The organism is Rhodococcus sp. DMU1, from assembly GCF_012272955.1.
Lineage (GTDB): Bacteria > Actinomycetota > Actinomycetes > Mycobacteriales > Mycobacteriaceae > Rhodococcus > Rhodococcus aetherivorans.
The window spans coordinates 1272558-1288427 of record NZ_CP050952.1 but is presented as its reverse complement, the minus strand read 5'-3'; the positions used below and the strand labels follow the sequence as shown (position 1 = coordinate 1288427).

Sequence of the window (15870 nt, the reverse complement as noted above, 5' to 3'; positions counted from 1 at the left end):
GTTCCGCCGTCGAAGACCCGCCGGGACGACACCGGACCGGGCCTGCGGTGCGCATTGCGAGCGGGCGGCGCGCCCTCGTCCTCCGCGGGTTGACACCCGGCGATGTGACCTACACCATAAGCGCACGCTTACCGTACGAACGCTCGGTGAGCGACGAGTGCACCTCGACCCGAAAAGGAGACGGTATGTCCGACGCCCCGTCCATGCGCGAACTGCTCGGCGACGACGCCCCCAGCAACTGGGGACGCTGGGGCGCCGACGATGAGCTCGGAGCTCTGAACTTCCTCGGCACCAAGGAGGTTCTCGGCGGAATCGGCGAGGTCAAGTCCGGCGACGTGTTCACCCTGCAGATCCACATGGGCCGCAAGGAGGCCCCCGGCGATCCCCTGTGGCCCAGCCGCAGCGGCATCGATCGCCGCAACACCCTCGACGAATCGTCGTGGGACGGCGAGGACGCTCCGCAGTTCCCCGGCGGACTGCACTACGCCGACGACACAGCCACCCTCTTCCTGCAGGGCTCCACCCAGTACGACGCCCTCGGCCACGTCTGGTACGACGGCAAACTCTGGAACGGATACGACGCGCGCAGCACCGTCGGCAGCATGGACAAGGCCTCGGTGCTGCCGATCGCCGAGAAGGGCGTTGTGGGCCGGGGGATCCTGATCGATATGGCGCGCCACCGGGGCAAGGACTGGCTCGGCGCCGGCGAGACCTTCGACCACAACGACCTCGAGGCGGCCGCCGCCGCCCAGGGCGTGACCATCGAACCGCACGACATCCTCGTGATCCGGACCGGCTGGCTGAAGTACTGGTACAGCCTCGACGACACCACCGAGTTCTACACCGACTTCTGCGAACCCGGCCTGACCTACAGCCGCGAACTGGTCGAATGGTTCCGGAACCGGGAGATCCCCAACCTGGTCACGGACACCATCGCCAACGAGGTGACCACCGACCCGGCCAGTGGCGTGGCGCTGCCCCTGCACTGCGCGCTCATGCGCAATCTCGGTGTGGCCCTCACCGAGATCGCCTGGCTCGAGGACCTCGCCGACGCGTGCGCCGCCGACAACCGCTGGACCTTCCTGTACACCGCGGCACCACTGAAGGTCGTGGGCGGCACGGGCGCTCCGGTCAATCCGGTCGTCATCCGATGAGCGCAGCCGGACCCCGCGACGCACGCACGGGCGTCTACGACAGCAAGCCTTGGCTCGCGCGCTACGCGCCCGGCCTGCCGATCCACATCGAGCCGGAGTACACCGACGCGCTGGAGATGTTCCGCGCCACCGTCGCTCACGATCCGGACGCGGACATCATCCGCTACTTCGACGGGCGCCTGACCCGCCGCGAACTCGACGAGCAGTCCGACGCGTTCGCGGCCGCACTGACGGCCCACGGCTTCCGCCCGGGTGAGCGGGCGGCGCTGTTCCTGCAGAACGTCCCGCAGTTCGTCGTGGCGCAGCTCGGTGTCTGGAAGGCCGGCGGCATCCCGGTCTCCGTCAACCCCATGAACAAGGAACGCGAGCTCGGCGAAATCCTCCTGGACTCGGGGGCTACCGTGCTCGTCGCACTCCAGGGGCTGTACCGGGACGTCGCACAGCACGTCGTCGCCGGCACCGCCGTCCGGATCGTGATCACCACGTCCGAACTCGAATACCAGACCCGCGGAGACGAGCGGATCTTCTCCGGCATCGAACGCCTCGAACTGCCCGACACCCTCGACCTGCAGACCCTCCTGGCCGAGTTCCGGGGACGGCCCGCCCCCGTGCACACTCTCGGCCCGGACGACATCGCGTTCCTCACCTACACGTCCGGTACGACCGGGCCACCGAAGGGCGCGATGACCACTCACCGCAACGTGGTGTTCAACGCCCGCACCTACCGGGAATGGGTGGGACTCGGCGCGGACGACGTCGTGCTGGGAATCGCCCCGCTGTTTCACATCACCGGGCTCGTCGGGCACATCGCTGTCGCCCTGCTGACAGGTGCGCCGCTGGTGTTGATGTACCGGCTCGACCCCGGCGTGACCCTCGAAACGGTGGCGGTGGAGCGGGCGACGTTCACGGTCGGCTCGATCACCGTGTTCATCGCGCTGATGAACGCCCCCGGCGCCCGCGGGGAGTCGCTGAAGACGCTGACCAAGATCTTCTCCGGCGGAGCGCCGATACCACCGAGCACCGTCGCGGCGTTCGAGAGATTCTCCGGGACGTACATCCACAACATCTACGGCCTCACCGAAACCACCTCCCCCTCGCATGCGGTTCCGTTCGGCACCCGGGCTCCGGTGGACGAGGCGTCCGGCGCCCTGTCGGTCGGAGTCCCGACCTTCGACACCGTCGTGCGGATCGTCGACGAGGACGGCAACGACCTTCCCGTCGGTGCGGTGGGCGAGCTCGTCACGTCGGGCCCGCAGGTGGTCGCCGGCTACTGGAACAAGCCCGAGGAGACCGCGACCGCACTGCCCGGGGGTGCCCTCCACACCGGGGACGTCGGGTACATGGACGCCGACGGATGGTTCTACATCGTCGACCGCAAGAAGGACCAGATCAACGCCGGTGGGTACAAGGTCTGGCCGAGAGAGGTCGAGGACGTGCTCTACGAGCACGAAGCGGTGCGCGAGGCCGCGGTGGTGGGGGTGGTGGACAGCTACCGCGGCGAGACGGTCAAGGCGTTCGTCAGCCTCCGTCCGGGGCATTCGGTCACCGCGGAGGAACTGATCGCCTTCGCCAGGGAGAGAATGGCGGCGTACAAGTACCCGCGGCTGGTGGAGATCATCGACGAGATCCCGAAGACCGTGTCCGGCAAGCTTCTTCGCCGGGAACTCCGGGCCCGCGGCTGAACCGGTCGGGACGGCGAAGGCCCGGTCCGTTTCGGGACCGGGCCTTCGCCGTGAAGCGACCCTGACGGGACTCGAACCCGCGACCTCCGCCGTGACAGGGCGGCGCGCTAACCAACTGCGCCACAGGGCCGTGTGCACCCCCGAAGGGGTTTCCACAGAAAACCCACCGCCGAGCGGTGGGTCTACCGTATGAAATTGTGTGGTGGCCAGGGCCGGGATCGAACCGGCGACCTTCCGCTTTTCAGGCGGACGCTCGTACCAACTGAGCTACCTGGCCGGACGGCACCCGAACCGAATGCCAATTGCCAACTCTGCGACCCTGACGGGACTCGAACCCGCGACCTCCGCCGTGACAGGGCGGCGCGCTAACCAACTGCGCCACAGGGCCATGCTCTTCACTTGTGGTCAAACCGTACTGCATGCGGTGATACTGCTTCCGCAAGCGTACCCCCTACGGGATTCGAACCCGCGCTACCGCCTTGAAAGGGCGGCGTCCTAGGCCGCTAGACGAAGGGGGCCCGCCGGATTACTCCGACCCGCACCCTCAACGGGTTCGCGTTCCGTTGGGAGCTTGGATAGCTTAGGACACGGGTTTCCGGATTCACAAATCAGCAGGTCACGCCGGTTGTTCGCCTTCGAGGCGCAACTCCGGCGCACCACGCCGCCGCTCGAGCCACTGCGGCGCAGCCGTCGCCTCGAGGCAGACGTCCAGGCATTCCGCGAACCGGGCCCGGACGTCGACGTCCTCCGCGGTGAGGTCGTGGAAGTAGCGCTGCCCGGCCAGGCACGCACTGAGCACACCCAGGAACCGTTCGAGGTCGACCCCGGCACGGAACAGCCCCGCTTCCTGCGCCTCGACGGCGAGCCGGTGACCGGCCTTCCCCCACACCGAGCTGCCGCGCAGTTTGGCCTCCGCGTCGAACTCGGGCTCGGTCACGAGCTTGAACTCTGCCTGGATGATGACGTCGCCGTGCAGGGCATCGGCGAGATCTCCGACGAGGCCGTACAGCCGCTCGAACGGATCGAGCCCCGGCGCGTCCAGCCACCGGTCGGCGATCACCCGGTAGCGCTCGAGGCCCTCCGCGAGCACCGCCCGGGCGAGCGCTTCCTTCGAATCGAAGTGGAAGTACATCGCACCCTTGGTGGCCCCGGAGTGCTCGAGAATCGCGTTGACCGAGGCGGCGCCGTATCCGCGCCGGGCGAATTCGATCGCCGCGGATTCGACGATCGCCGCGCGTGTGCGCCGCGCCCGCTCTTGCTGACGTGACATGGGGGGTTCGTGCCTCCGTACGTGACCGGCAGTCCCCCCCGGACGCCACTGTAGCCGCCGTCCGGCCCCCACGCCCGCAACCAGGCGTTTTCCGGCCTTCGCAGAGAACACACCAAGTGGTATGCTTTTGTGCGGCTCGGGTGCGCCGCAGGGGGTGCGCACCCGAGCCTTCGAACGGCCCGCGCGTCCGATACTGTTGTCCGGCGCGATGCAGCTAGACTGTGCGCCCACGCCCCTATAGCTCAGTTGGTAGAGCTACGGACTTTTAATCCGCAGGTCCCAGGTTCGAGCCCTGGTGGGGGCACCACACCCTCGTCCGTCCGGAAGGACGGGAGCGCCCCGGCACGAGGCGGCTCGTCGTCGCCCGTTACTCCGGAGCGCCGGCCACCTTGCCCGGCCGGTCGCTTCGTAGCTCCGGCTCCTGCCGGCCCCGCTCGTCACGCTCCCGCTCGAGGTCGCGACCGCGTTTGCGGTACGTGTAACTCAGGGCCGCGAACACCAGGAACACGATCACGCCGACGACGGCACCGACGAGCGTCGCGCCCCGGAAGCCGGGGGCGTCGACGTCGAGGATCCGCTCCCCCGCATGGGCCGCGTTCCCGTTGCCCAGCACGATGCTCAACGTCATCAGGTTGGGGATCGCCACCACCACGGCGGCGGCGGCGAACACCACCTGCAGGACGCGGTGCCGGCGCCACGTCCTGATCCGCCATGCGGCGGCGAACAGGGCCAACGGCACGAACGTGCACACGAGGCCGAACAGCAGGCCCCAGGCTATCCCGCGGGCGAAGCCGGCATCGGCCAGCCCGGCGATACGCTGCGCCCACCACCGGGGGACGAATGCCGCCAGCACGAAGTACGCGACCACCAGCGCGAGCAGGGCCCCGACGCTCCACAGGGCCTTCTTGGCCCACGGCGGAAGCCCCGACCGCTGCACCGTCTCGTTGCCCACCATTGCGTTGTTCCCCTTCCGGGTCCGGGTGTGCCGCTCCCCTCAGATTACGTACCCGCAAGCCCGACACGGCGCCCGAATCGTCGGTTCCGCGCTGCTGCCGCACCCGAATTGCGGTTAGGGTGTGGTCGCTCACAAAACCGATCCGACGATCGATGGGAGTGGCGTGCGCAGCTTCGTGGACCTGGGTCTGTTCCTGTCCGCCGTCGCCCTGGGGATCGGCTCGTTTCTCCCGGTGCTGGCCGGGACCCGGCCGACCGACGTCCCGCTGACCGAGTTGCGCGACGGGATCGCGGCCGGCGACGTCTCCGCCCTCGGCGCAGCCGACCTGCCCGTCCATCAGACACTGGCGGCGCCGCTCGTGCTCGCCGCCGTGCTGCTGCTCCTGGCCGCCCTGTTCGACTCGGCGGTGGCCGGCTGGGCCGGGGTGGTGATCGGCCTCGTCGCGACCGGCGCCTTCGCGGTGCGGGTCTATCAGCGGTTCGGCGACTACGTGCAGGTCAACCACGCTACCGCGCTGACCAACCAGACGGGGTTCGTGCTACTGCTCAGCGGGTTGGGGGTCGCCCTGCTGTGCGCGGTGATCGCGGGGCGGCGGGCGTCCGCGTAGCCGAAACGCCGACGCGGGATCCCGGAGCGGGCGACCACGGTGGCTACCCTCGGTTCCCATGCCTTCCCTCGACGATCTCCTCTCGCGGATTCCGGTCGACCAGATCGCCCGCCGGCTCGACGTGGACGAGCAGACGGCGGCGACGGCGGTGCGGGCCGCCCTGCCCACGCTGGTCGGCGGCCTCGAGGCGAACACACGGCATCCGGACGGCGCCTCGTCCCTGCTGTCCGCGCTCGACCAGCACCGGAACCCGGCCCTGCTCGACGGTGGAGTGGACGTGACCGACGTGGACACCGCGGACGGCGACCGGATCGTGGCGAACGTGTTCGGCGACCACAAGGACCGGGTCGTGCAGACGCTGGGCCGAGCCGACGGCGCGGGCGGCAACGACCTCGTCGCACGGCTGCTGCCCATCCTCGCCCCGATCGTGCTGACGTACCTGGCCGAGCAGGTCGGCAGAAGTTCCGGCGGCCAGGGCGGCCTGGGCGAGCTGCTGGGCGGGCTCCTGCGCAGCGCGACGAACGGCACCGGAAGCGGCGGCGGTCTCGACGGAGTGCTCGGCAGCGTTCTCGGCGGCAACGGGGGTGGCCTGGGCGAGCTGCTCGGCGGACTCCTCGGCGCCGGCAAGCGCTGAGGTCACGGCGGGATATGGATTGCCCCCGCGCGTCGCCCCGGGACGCCGTTCGCGCCCCGGTATGATAACGACGTCGCCGTCTGTGAGTGATCCCATCGGCGGGTAGGCCCCGGTCGGCCGAACTTGGAACAGGTAACAGACAAACGGGTGCCGAACCTACGGTGCCGTAGGCTGTAATTCGTACGTGACACGCACAGTTATGGAGAGGTAAACGGAATGACGCGAGTTCTGACTCAGCTGGAGCTTCTGCGCGAGCTGGAGCCCGTCGCCGAGGCGAACGTCAACCGCCACCTTTCGATGGCCAAGGACTGGCACCCCCACGACTACGTGCCCTGGGACGAGGGGCGCAACTTCGCCGCCATGGGTGGCGTGGACTGGGAGCCCGAGCAGTCGAAGCTCGACGAGGTCGCCAAGGCCGCGATGATCACCAATCTCCTCACCGAGGACAACCTGCCGTCCTACCACCGCGAGATCGCCGAGAGCTTCTCGCGCGACGGCGCCTGGGGCACCTGGGTGGGCCGCTGGACCGCCGAGGAGAACCGCCACGGCATCGTGATGCGCGACTACCTCGTCGTCACCCGCGGTGTCGACCCCGTCGCCCTCGAGAACGCCCGCATGGAGCACATGACCAACGGGTTCGCCTCGCCCAACGAGGTCGGGATGCTGCACTCGGTGTCGTACGTCACCTTCCAGGAGCTGGCCACCCGCGTCTCGCACCGCAACACCGGCCGGGCGTGCCACGACTCGATCGCCGACAAGATGCTCCAGCGCATCGCCGCCGACGAGAACCTGCACATGATCTTCTACCGCAACATCTGCGAAGCGGCCCTCGACGTCGCCCCGGACCAGACCCTCGCGGCGATCACAGACGTGCTGAAGAACTTCCAGATGCCCGGCGCCGGTATGCCCAACTTCCGCCGCAACGGCGTGCTGATGGCCAAGCACGGCATCTACGACCTGCGTCAGCACCTCGACGAGGTGGTCATGCCGGTGCTCCGCAAGTGGCGCATCTTCGAGCGTGAGGACTTCGGTGCCGAGGGCGCCCGCATCCTCGACGAGCTCGGCACCTTCCTCGAGGATCTCGAGAAGCAGGCGGTGAAGTTCGAGGAGATGCGCGATCGGTCCCTCGCCCGCGAGGCCGCCCGCCGCGAGCGCAACGAGGCCGCGTCCTGATCCAGGCCGTTCCGTGATTCGGGAGCAGCGGCCCCGAACAGCTATCCTGTGCCCGGTACCGGATTCGGTGCCGGGCACAGTTGCACGCACTTCTTCTTCACGCCGTCTTCGAGGTTTTTTCATGTCACCCCTTCGCATCGGCTCGCTCGAGTTGAACAGCCCGGTCGTACTCGCGCCGATGGCGGGAATCACCAATGTCGCCTTTCGCACCCTGTGCCGCGAACTCGAACTCGAGCGGTCGGGGAGCACGTCGGGGCTGTACGTGTGCGAGATGGTCACCGCCCGGGCACTCGTGGAACGCCACCCCGTCACGATGCACATGACGACGTTCGGTCCCACCGAGACGCCGCGATCGTTGCAGCTGTACACCGTCGACCCGGACGTCACGTACCAGGCCGCGAAGATGATCGTCGACGAGAACCTCGCCGACCACATCGACATGAACTTCGGCTGCCCCGTGCCGAAGGTCACCCGCAAGGGCGGCGGCTCGGCGCTGCCGTACAAGCGGCGGCTGTTCGGCAACATCGTCGCGGCCGCCGTCCGCGCCACCGAGGGCACCGACATCCCGGTGACCGTGAAGTTCCGCATCGGCATCGACGCCGATCATCACACTCACCTCGACGCGGGCCGGATCGCGGCGGCCGAGGGCGCCGCCGCCGTCGCGCTACACGCCCGCACGGCCGCGCAGCGTTACTCGGGTGAGGCCGACTGGAACGAGATCGCCCGCCTCAAGGAGCACGTCACCGACGTGCCGGTGCTGGGCAACGGCGACATCTTCGCCGCCGAGGACGCCCAGAAGATGATGGAGCAGACCGGCTGCGACGGCGTCGTCGTCGGACGCGGATGCCTCGGCCGGCCCTGGCTGTTCGCCGAACTCAGCGCCGCACTGAACGGCACCCCCATGCCCACCCCGCCGAACCTGGGCGAGGTGGCGGCCATCATGCGCCGGCACGCCGCACTCCTCGCCGACCACCACGGCGAGGACCGCGGCATGCGTGAGATTCGCAAGCACATCGCCTGGTACCTGCGCGGCTTCCCGGCCGGATCCGACGTGCGCAACGCCCTGGCGCGCGTGTCCGGTCTCGCCGAGCTGGACGACCTGCTCGGCCGGCTCGATCCGACCGTGCCCTTCCCGAAGGACGCGGAGGGCCCGCGCGGTCGCCAGGGCTCCCCCGGTACCGTCGCACTGCCGGACGGCTGGCTCGACGACCCGGAGGACTGCATGGTGCCGGCGGGCGCCGACGTCATGCACTCGGGCGGCTGACCGCAGGGTCCGCCGTGCGGGCCGGACGAACCGGACCGGTGCTCGGCGGACGCCTCGATCCGGATCGAGGCCGCCAGTATCATGACGGAATCGCCGTGGTGGCGGATGCGTACGAGAGCGGAACATCCGCGGAGAGGCGAGGGAATCGGTGGGTGAGGAGCACGAGTCGGGCCTGCCCGACAGTCGCGCTCCCTGGGAACGTCCTATCGCCGACTCCGGGTATCGCAGCTCACATTCCGGCCGGGTGCGACGACGTCCGGAGGGTCTTGCGCCGCCCGCCGACGCCGGACCCGCGCCGTCGGGCCGGGGCGCCGATACCGGCCGCCCCCGCCGCTCGGCCGCCCCCGACGAGAATCCCGATCAGGTCACCGTCGCCGCGCTGATGAACAAGGTCGGGCGCGACAGCCCGCCCGGGCGGCACCCCGAACCCGAACCGGCCGTGCCGGGCCCGCAGCCGGGCCGGCCGCGGCGGACGCCGGCCGTCGACGACGACCCCACAGAGAAGATCCCGCCCGTGGCCGCGGCCCCGCCGACCGGCCCGCCGCCCCCACCCCCGCGCGACGACCGTGCCGGACGGCGGAGCGACGACCCCGACCAGCCGCCCGCGCTGCCCCAGGCCGTCGGGGGCGACGGCCTGAGCAGGCTGGCTCTGAACAAGCGCCGCAAACGCCGGCGCCTCGCGACCGTGGGCCGCACCGTCCTGGCGCTGCTGTCCGTGCTGACCCTCGTCGGCAGCGGCCTGGTGTGGGGCTACGTGCGTTCCACCGAGGCCGGATTCGCCCAGATCGCGGCGCTGGACACCGAATCCACCGACATCGTCGACCCCGGCGGGCAGACCGGCGACGAGACCTACCTGATCATCGGCACCGACACCCGCGCCGGGGCGAGCGGCGCGGTCGGCGCCGGCACCGTCGCCGACGCCGAGGGCGCACGCGCCGACACCGTCATCCTCGTCAACATCCCCGCCGACCGCAGTCGCGTCGTCGCCGTCTCCTTTCCGCGCGACCTGGACGTGACGCGGCCCGTGTGCCGCGGCTGGGACAGCACCACCGGCGAGTACACGTCGGAGACGTTCCCCGCCGCCGAGGGCGACAAGCTCAATGCCACCTACGCGCTGGGCGGGCCCAAGTGCCTGGTGAAGGTGATCCAGAAGCTGTCCGGCCTGAAGATCGGGCATTTCGTCGGAATCGACTTCGCGGGCTTCGAGAGCATGGTCAACGAGGTCGGCGGCGTCGAGGTGTGCACACCCACCCCCCTGGTCGACGGGGAACTCGGCACCATCATCGAGACGGCGGGCACCCACACCCTCGACGGCCGCCGGGCCCTGGACTACGTGCGGGCCCGCAAGGTCGAGTCGGAGGGCAACGGCGACTACGGGCGTATCACCCGGCAGCAGAAGTTCCTGTCGTCACTGCTGCGCTCGGCCATGTCGAACAAGGTCCTGTTCGACCCCGGCAAGCTGAACGGGTTCATCAACGCGTTCACCCGCGCCACGTTCGTCGAGAACGTCGACACCGAGTCCCTCGTCCGGCTCGGCCGCTCGCTGCAGCGGGTCGAAGCCGGCGCCGTCACCTTCCTCACCGTGCCGACGGCCGGAACCAACGAGTGGGGCAACGAGATTCCGCGTCTCGACGACATCAAGGCGATCTTCAACGCGATCATCGACGACGAACCGCTCCCCGGCGAGAAACGCGATGTTCCCGAGCCGGAATCGTCAGCGCCGCCGGCAGCCCCGCTGCCTGCACAGACCGCGGTGGACCCCTCGACGGTGTCGGTGCAGGTGTCCAACGCCTCCGGCGAATCCGGCCTCGCGGCCCGGACCGCGGAAGAACTCGGCGCCTACGGTTTCCCGATCTACAGCGTCGGCAACTACTCCGGGACGAGCAAGGAGACCGTCGTCCGCTTCTCGCCCGGGCAGGAGGCCGAGGCGTTGACGCTGGCCTCCGCAGTTCCGGGGGCCGTGCTGCAGGAGTCCCAGGACCTCGGCGGCATCGTGGAACTCGTCCTCGGCACCGGGTTCGTCGGCAGCATCGCGGCTCCGACCGAGGTGGGTTCGGTCCTGCCGACGGTGCCGATCCAGGCCGCCGAGGAGAACGAGCTGCCGGTCGACCTGTCGATCACCAACGCGGGCGACGATTCCTGCGCCTGAGCAGCACCTCGAGCCCGTCCATTCACCCGGCGTTCACCCGCTGCTCGTGACTCGGCTTTGTCTGCGCCGTAGTCTGTGCCATTATGCGCGTCGTATACCACGAACAGATGACCGAGCTCGCCGATCTCCTCGGAGAGATGGCGGGCCTTGCCGGCCTTGCGATGGAGCGGGCCACCCAGGCGCTGCTCCAGGCGGATCTGGCGCTCGCCGAGACCGTCATCGGCGAGCACGACAAGATCACCGACCTGAGTACCCAGTGCGAGGAGAAGGCCTTCTCGCTCCTCGCCCTCCAGGCGCCGGTCGCCGGTGATCTGCGTTCCGTGGTCAGTGGCATCCAGATCGTCGCCGACATCGACCGGATGGGTGCGCTGGCACTGCACGTCGCCAAGGCGACGCGACGTCGGCACCCCAATCATGTTCTGCCCGAAGAGGTCAACGGCTACTTCGCCGAGATGGGCCGCATCGCAGTCTCGCTCGGCGCAGCGACCAGGGAGATCCTCGAGACGCGCGACCCCGAGCGGGCGGCCCGGCTCCACCAGGAGGACGAGGCGATGGACGATCTCCATCGTCACCTGTTCACCGTGCTCATGGACCGGGAGTGGAAGCACGGCGTGGCCGCGGCTGTGGATGTGACGCTGCTGGGCCGGTTCTACGAACGGTTCGCCGACCACGCCGTCGAGGTGGGTCGTCGCGTGATCTTCCTGGTCACCGGCAAGCTCCCCACCGACGAGGATTTCCGGGCGATGCGTGAGCGCGTCGACAAGCTCACGGTGTACCCGCAGGATCAGTAACCCGACTCGGCACAAGGCCCCGCCCGGAGTTTCCGGGCGGGGCCTTTCCGCGTCCGCGGTGCCGAAGTCGCAGCCGGCTCAGCCGAAGCGGCCGGAGATGTAGTCCTCCGTGGCCTTCTGGGTGGGGTTGGAGAAGATCTTCTCGGTGTCGTCGATCTCGACGAGCCGGCCCGGCTTGCCGGTGGCCTCGAGGTTGAAGAACGCGGTCTGATCGCTCACGCGCGCGGCCTGCTGCATGTTGTGCGTGACGATCACGATGGTGTAGTCCTGCTTCAGCTCGGCGATCAGGTCCTCGATGGCGAGGGTGGAGATCGGGTCGAGAGCGGAGCACGGCTCGTCCATCAGGAGCACCTCCGGCTGCACCGCGATGGCGCGGGCGATGCACAGGCGCTGCTGCTGGCCACCCGACAGGCCGCCGCCGGGCTTGTCGAGGCGGTCCTTGACCTCGTTCCACAGGTTCGCGCCGCGCAGCGACCGCTCGGCGATCTCGTCGAGCCTGTTCTTCTCGCGCACGCCCTGCAACTTCAGGCCGGCGACGACGTTGTCGCGGATCGACATGGTGGGGAACGGATTGGGGCGCTGGAACACCATGCCGATCGTCTTGCGGACGCCGACCGGGTCGACGGACGAGTCGTAGATGTCCTCGCCGTCGAGCAGCACGGAGCCCTCGACGCGGGCACCGGGGGTCACCTCGTGCATGCGGTTGAGCGAGCGCAGCACGGTCGACTTGCCGCAGCCCGACGGTCCGATGAACGCGGTGACGTTCCGCGGCGGCACGGACAGCGTCACGTCGGAGACGGCGTGGAACTTGCCGTAGAAGATGTTGACGTCCTTGAGGTCCAGACGCTTGGCCATTACCGGCTCCCTACTGGTGTATCGAAATCGAAGGGTGTGTACATGAGGTGACCTACTTGGTGCGCACCTGGGAGAAGTGGCCGACCACCTTGGCAACGATGTTGAGGATGGCGATGACGAGGATGAGGGTCAGGGCAGCGCCCCAGATCCGCATCGTGCCCGCGTCGGTCGGGTTGTTCATCTCCGCCACCATGACACCGGGCAGGCTGCCCATCTCGCCGCCGAAAAGGTTGAAGTTGATGAACGGCGCGTAGCCGACCAGGATCAGCAGCGGAGCGGTCTCGCCCATGACGCGGGCCAGGGCCAGCATGACGCCGGTGATGATGCCGGGCAGCGCGGTCGGAATCACGATGCGCGCGATGGTCTTCCACTTGGGCACACCGAGGGCGTAGGAGGCCTCGCGCAGATCCTGCGGCACGATCCGGAGCATCTCCTCGGTGCTGCGCACCACCACGGGAACCATGAGCAGGACCAGCGCCAGGGACACCGCGAAGGCGGACTTCGGGAAGCCGAAGGTGGCGATCCACAGTGCGTAGATGAAGAGCGCGGCAACGATGGAGGGGACACCACTGAGGATGTCCACCATGAAGGTGGTGATCCTGCCCAGTCGCGTGCCGGCGCCGTACTCCACGAGGAAGATCGCCACGAAGATGCCGATCGGGATGGAGATCACCGCGCACACCAGGCCCTGCAGCAGGGTCCCGACGAGGGCGTGGTAGATGCCACCGCCCATCGCGGACGCGGACAGACCGCTCAAGGAATTCGTGAACCAGGTGGCGCTGGTCAGGGCGGGAAGACCCTTGACGATCACGGTGATCAGCACCCATGCCAGCGGCACGAGAGCGATCAGCACCGACACGGTGACCAGGACGGTGGCGGAGAGATCCGAGACGCGCCGACGGGTGCCGACGCCCCGGAAGGTGGGGCCCTTGACCGGCGTCTCGAGGAGAGTGGTCGTCATGGCTTCAGTCCTTCTTTCCTGCGACGACCGCACGCGCCGCGGCGTTGACCACGAAGGTCAGCACGAAGAGCACCAGACCCGCGGCGATGTAGGCGCCGGCCTGGATGTCGTTGTTGAACTCGGCGTAACCGAGGGCGATCTTCGAGGCGATGGTGGCACCGCCGTCGAACAGCGACCACGAGAACGGCTGCGACGTGGTGCGCAGGATCAGGTACAGCGCCATGGTCTCGCCGAGTGCGCGGCCGAGACCGAGCATCGAGCCGCTGATGTAGCCCGACTTGCCGAACGGGATCACCGTGGTCTTGACGACCTCCCAGCGGGTCGCACCGAGAGCGAGCGCCGCCTCGATATGGGACGTCGGCGTCTGCACGAACACCTCCCGGCTCACCGCGGCGATGGTCGGCAGGATCATCACGGCGAGCACGATGCCCGCGGTGAAGATGGTGCCGCCGCCGAGGATGGAACCCGATCCGGACGCGAACAGCGGGAACCAGCCGAGACTTTCGTTGAGCCACGTCGCCAGCGGCCGGATCGCGGGGGCCAGGACCAGCAGGCCCCACAGGCCGTAGACGATGGACGGCACGGCGGCGAGCAGGTCGATGACGTACGCCAGGGGCTTCTTGATGCGCTCGGGGCAGTACGAGGTGAGGAAGATCGCGATGCCGAGTGCGACCGGCATCGCGAGCACCAGCGCGAAGAACGACACCAGCACGGTCACCTGGAACAGGTCGAGGACGCCGAACGCCATCGCGGCGATGTCCTGGGTGACCCACTCGCGGCTGGTGAGGAAGTTGACGGTGTTGCGCTGCAGCGCCGGCACCGCACGCCAGACGAGGAACACGCCGATGGCCGCGATGATCACCGAGATGAGAACGGCGGACCCGGAGGCCAGTGAACGGAAGATCCGGTCGCCCGGCCTGGTCAGCGGCTTGCTGTCGCCGCGCGCTGGAGTGGTAATCGTGGCCTCCGGGGTGTTGCCGTGCGGACCGCCCGCCCCGGGCCCGGCATCGCTGCCGGACCCGGGAGTGCGAGGTGCGGATTTGGTGGGCGCGTCACTCATCTGCGCTCGCGATCTCTCTCTGCTGGGGATTGACGGTACGGTCCGCGGCGCTCATCGGCTAGGCGATGGCGTTGATCGACTCGGTGAGCTTCGCCTTGAAGGACTCGGGCAGCGGCACGTAGCCCTGCTCGGCGAGGCCTTCCTGGCCCTCGTTGGCGGCGCTGACGAGGAACGACTTCACGGCCGCGGAGGTGTCGGCATCGTAACCGGCGGAGCACACGATCTCGTAGGTCGCGAGCATGATCGGGTAAGCCCCCTCCTGCTTCGTACCGAAGATCGAGGTCAGGTCGAGCGTCAGGTCGCCCTCACCGGTCGGAGCGAAGGTCGCCGCCTCGATGGCCTTCGACGCGGTCTCGTCGGTCAGCTCCACCGCGCCGGATCCGTTGTCGATCTGTGCGACGTTCAGGTTGTTCTGGTCGGCGAAGGACTTCTCGACGTAGGTGATCGCGCCGGGGGCGCTGGCGACGGCCTGGGCGACACCGGCCGATCCCTTGGCGCCTTCACCGACACCGCCGGTGAAGTCGGAGCCGGCGCCGGTGGTCCAGGCACCGTTCGAGGCGGCCTCGAGGTACTTCTGGAAGTTGTCGGTGGTGCCCGACGAATCCGAGCGGACGATCGGGGTGATGGCCGAATCCGGAAGGCTCACACCCTCGTTGAGAGCCGCGATGGCCGGGTCGTTCCACTGCTTGATGGTGCCGTTGAAGATCTTGGCGACGGTCTCGCCGTTGAGCACGAGGTTGTCGACGCCCTCGACGTTGTACGCGACGGCGACCGGACCGAAGACCAGCGGCAGGTTCCAGGCGGGGTTGCCGGCGCAGCGCTCGGCGGCCTGGGCGGCCTGCTCGCTCTTGATGGCGGAGTCGGAGCCGGCGAAGTCGATCTGCTTCGCGATGAACTGGGTGCGGCCGTCACCGGAACCCGACGGGTTGTAGGCGACGTTGACGTTCTTGCCCTTCTCCTGGCAGACCGCGATGTAGGTGGACACGAACTGGTCCATCGCGTTCTTCTGCGCGGACGACCCGGCGGCGGACAGCGTCTCCTTGCCCTCACACGTCGCGGCCGATGCGGACGCGTCCACGTCCGTCGAGGCGGCATTGTTGTCGCTGCCGCATGCGGCCAGGGTGAGGGCACCTGCAGCCACCACACCGAGCAGGGCGCCATTGCGCTTGAGGTTCACTCGTACTCCTCCGGAATTCGCGACCGGCACGCCCGCGACACGGGCGGCGGCATCAGGCGCGGGGTGATCCCGGCGCCGGACCGGCATGCTGCGGCCCGTAATGGAAAGTTAATGAGGACGGGTTGACGGTTGGGCGCC

The 15870-nt window shown here is 68.7% G+C and carries 14 protein-coding genes and 5 tRNA genes; 9 read left to right on the top strand and 10 right to left on the bottom strand.

Annotated features, from left to right (window positions below; genetic code table 11):
* Window positions 1–185 precede the first annotated feature (185 nt).
* Together HFP48_RS06095 and HFP48_RS06090 are read left to right on the top strand one after the other, a co-directional pair.
* A complete protein-coding gene (locus HFP48_RS06095; RefSeq protein ID WP_006936384.1) occupies window positions 186–1154 on the top strand; it encodes a cyclase family protein in 969 nt (322 codons plus the stop codon).
* A complete protein-coding gene (locus HFP48_RS06090) occupies window positions 1151–2836 on the top strand; it encodes an AMP-binding protein (RefSeq protein WP_168579220.1) in 1686 nt (561 codons plus the stop codon). Before HFP48_RS06095 ends, HFP48_RS06090 begins: the two co-directional genes overlap by 4 nt.
* A 56-nt stretch (window positions 2837–2892) precedes the next feature.
* Here HFP48_RS06090 and HFP48_RS06085 read toward each other — a convergent pair.
* The 5 genes from HFP48_RS06085 to HFP48_RS06065 all read right to left on the bottom strand — a co-directional run bounded on the left by HFP48_RS06085 (window position 2893) and on the right by HFP48_RS06065 (window position 4106).
* Window positions 2893–2966, bottom strand: a tRNA-Asp gene (locus HFP48_RS06085).
* Between the two features lie 70 nt (window positions 2967–3036).
* Window positions 3037–3113, bottom strand: a tRNA-Phe gene (locus HFP48_RS06080).
* Between the two features lie 37 nt (window positions 3114–3150).
* A tRNA-Asp gene (locus HFP48_RS06075) sits at window positions 3151–3224 on the bottom strand.
* 57 nt (window positions 3225–3281) lie between these two features.
* Window positions 3282–3354, bottom strand: a tRNA-Glu gene (locus HFP48_RS06070).
* A gap of 98 nt (window positions 3355–3452) precedes the next feature.
* Window positions 3453–4106 carry a TetR/AcrR family transcriptional regulator gene (locus tag HFP48_RS06065; RefSeq protein ID WP_006936388.1) on the bottom strand — a complete coding sequence of 218 codons (654 nt, stop codon included), beginning with the start codon at window positions 4104–4106 and terminating at the stop codon, window positions 3453–3455.
* A 231-nt stretch (window positions 4107–4337) separates the two neighbouring features.
* Between HFP48_RS06065 and HFP48_RS06060 the strand changes: the two genes are divergently transcribed.
* Window positions 4338–4413 (top strand) — tRNA-Lys (locus HFP48_RS06060).
* A 60-nt stretch (window positions 4414–4473) separates the two neighbouring features.
* Here the strand turns inward: HFP48_RS06060 and HFP48_RS06055 are convergent.
* Window positions 4474–5061: a hypothetical protein gene (locus HFP48_RS06055; protein ID WP_029541522.1), complete on the bottom strand. Its 588-nt coding sequence runs from the start codon at window positions 5059–5061 to the stop codon at window positions 4474–4476.
* A 163-nt stretch (window positions 5062–5224) separates the two neighbouring features.
* Here HFP48_RS06055 and HFP48_RS06050 point away from each other — a divergent pair, with 163 nt between their 5' ends.
* The 6 genes from HFP48_RS06050 (at window position 5225) to phoU (ending at window position 11679) form a co-directional block, all read left to right on the top strand.
* Window positions 5225–5668: a hypothetical protein gene (locus HFP48_RS06050; protein WP_072634426.1), complete on the top strand. Its 444-nt coding sequence runs from the start codon at window positions 5225–5227 to the stop codon at window positions 5666–5668.
* Between the two features lie 58 nt (window positions 5669–5726).
* Window positions 5727–6302 (top strand): DUF937 domain-containing protein, encoded by a 576-nt coding sequence (locus HFP48_RS06045; protein ID WP_065922971.1) that lies wholly within the window; start codon window positions 5727–5729, stop codon window positions 6300–6302.
* Between the two features lie 216 nt (window positions 6303–6518).
* Complete coding sequence (locus HFP48_RS06040; RefSeq protein WP_006936396.1) at window positions 6519–7475, top strand: acyl-ACP desaturase; 957 nt, start codon at window positions 6519–6521, stop codon at window positions 7473–7475.
* A 121-nt stretch (window positions 7476–7596) separates the two neighbouring features.
* Window positions 7597–8739 (top strand): tRNA dihydrouridine synthase DusB, encoded by a 1143-nt coding sequence (gene dusB / locus HFP48_RS06035; protein ID WP_168579219.1) that lies wholly within the window; start codon window positions 7597–7599, stop codon window positions 8737–8739.
* A gap of 148 nt (window positions 8740–8887) precedes the next feature.
* Window positions 8888–10888 (top strand): LCP family protein, encoded by a 2001-nt coding sequence (locus tag HFP48_RS06030; protein WP_029541514.1) that lies wholly within the window; start codon window positions 8888–8890, stop codon window positions 10886–10888.
* A gap of 83 nt (window positions 10889–10971) precedes the next feature.
* Window positions 10972–11679: a phosphate signaling complex protein PhoU gene (gene phoU / locus HFP48_RS06025; protein WP_010593878.1), complete on the top strand. Its 708-nt coding sequence runs from the start codon at window positions 10972–10974 to the stop codon at window positions 11677–11679.
* A gap of 78 nt (window positions 11680–11757) precedes the next feature.
* Here phoU and pstB read toward each other — a convergent pair whose 3' ends face one another.
* The 4 genes from pstB to pstS are packed head-to-tail and all read right to left on the bottom strand — an operon-like array spanning window position 11758 to window position 15732.
* Entirely contained in the window at window positions 11758–12534 is a 777-nt protein-coding gene (gene pstB / locus HFP48_RS06020) for a phosphate ABC transporter ATP-binding protein PstB (protein WP_006936402.1), read from the bottom strand.
* A 52-nt stretch (window positions 12535–12586) separates the two neighbouring features.
* Window positions 12587–13495, bottom strand: a complete 909-nt coding sequence (gene pstA / locus HFP48_RS06015; RefSeq protein ID WP_072634423.1) for a phosphate ABC transporter permease PstA — start codon at window positions 13493–13495, stop codon at window positions 12587–12589.
* Between the two features lie 4 nt (window positions 13496–13499).
* A complete protein-coding gene (gene pstC / locus HFP48_RS06010) occupies window positions 13500–14555 on the bottom strand; it encodes a phosphate ABC transporter permease subunit PstC (RefSeq protein ID WP_006936404.1) in 1056 nt (351 codons plus the stop codon).
* Between the two features lie 58 nt (window positions 14556–14613).
* Window positions 14614–15732, bottom strand: coding sequence for a phosphate ABC transporter substrate-binding protein PstS (gene pstS / locus HFP48_RS06005; RefSeq protein WP_029541508.1), 1119 nt, complete (start codon window positions 15730–15732; stop codon window positions 14614–14616).
* Window positions 15733–15870: the final 138 nt, after the last annotated feature.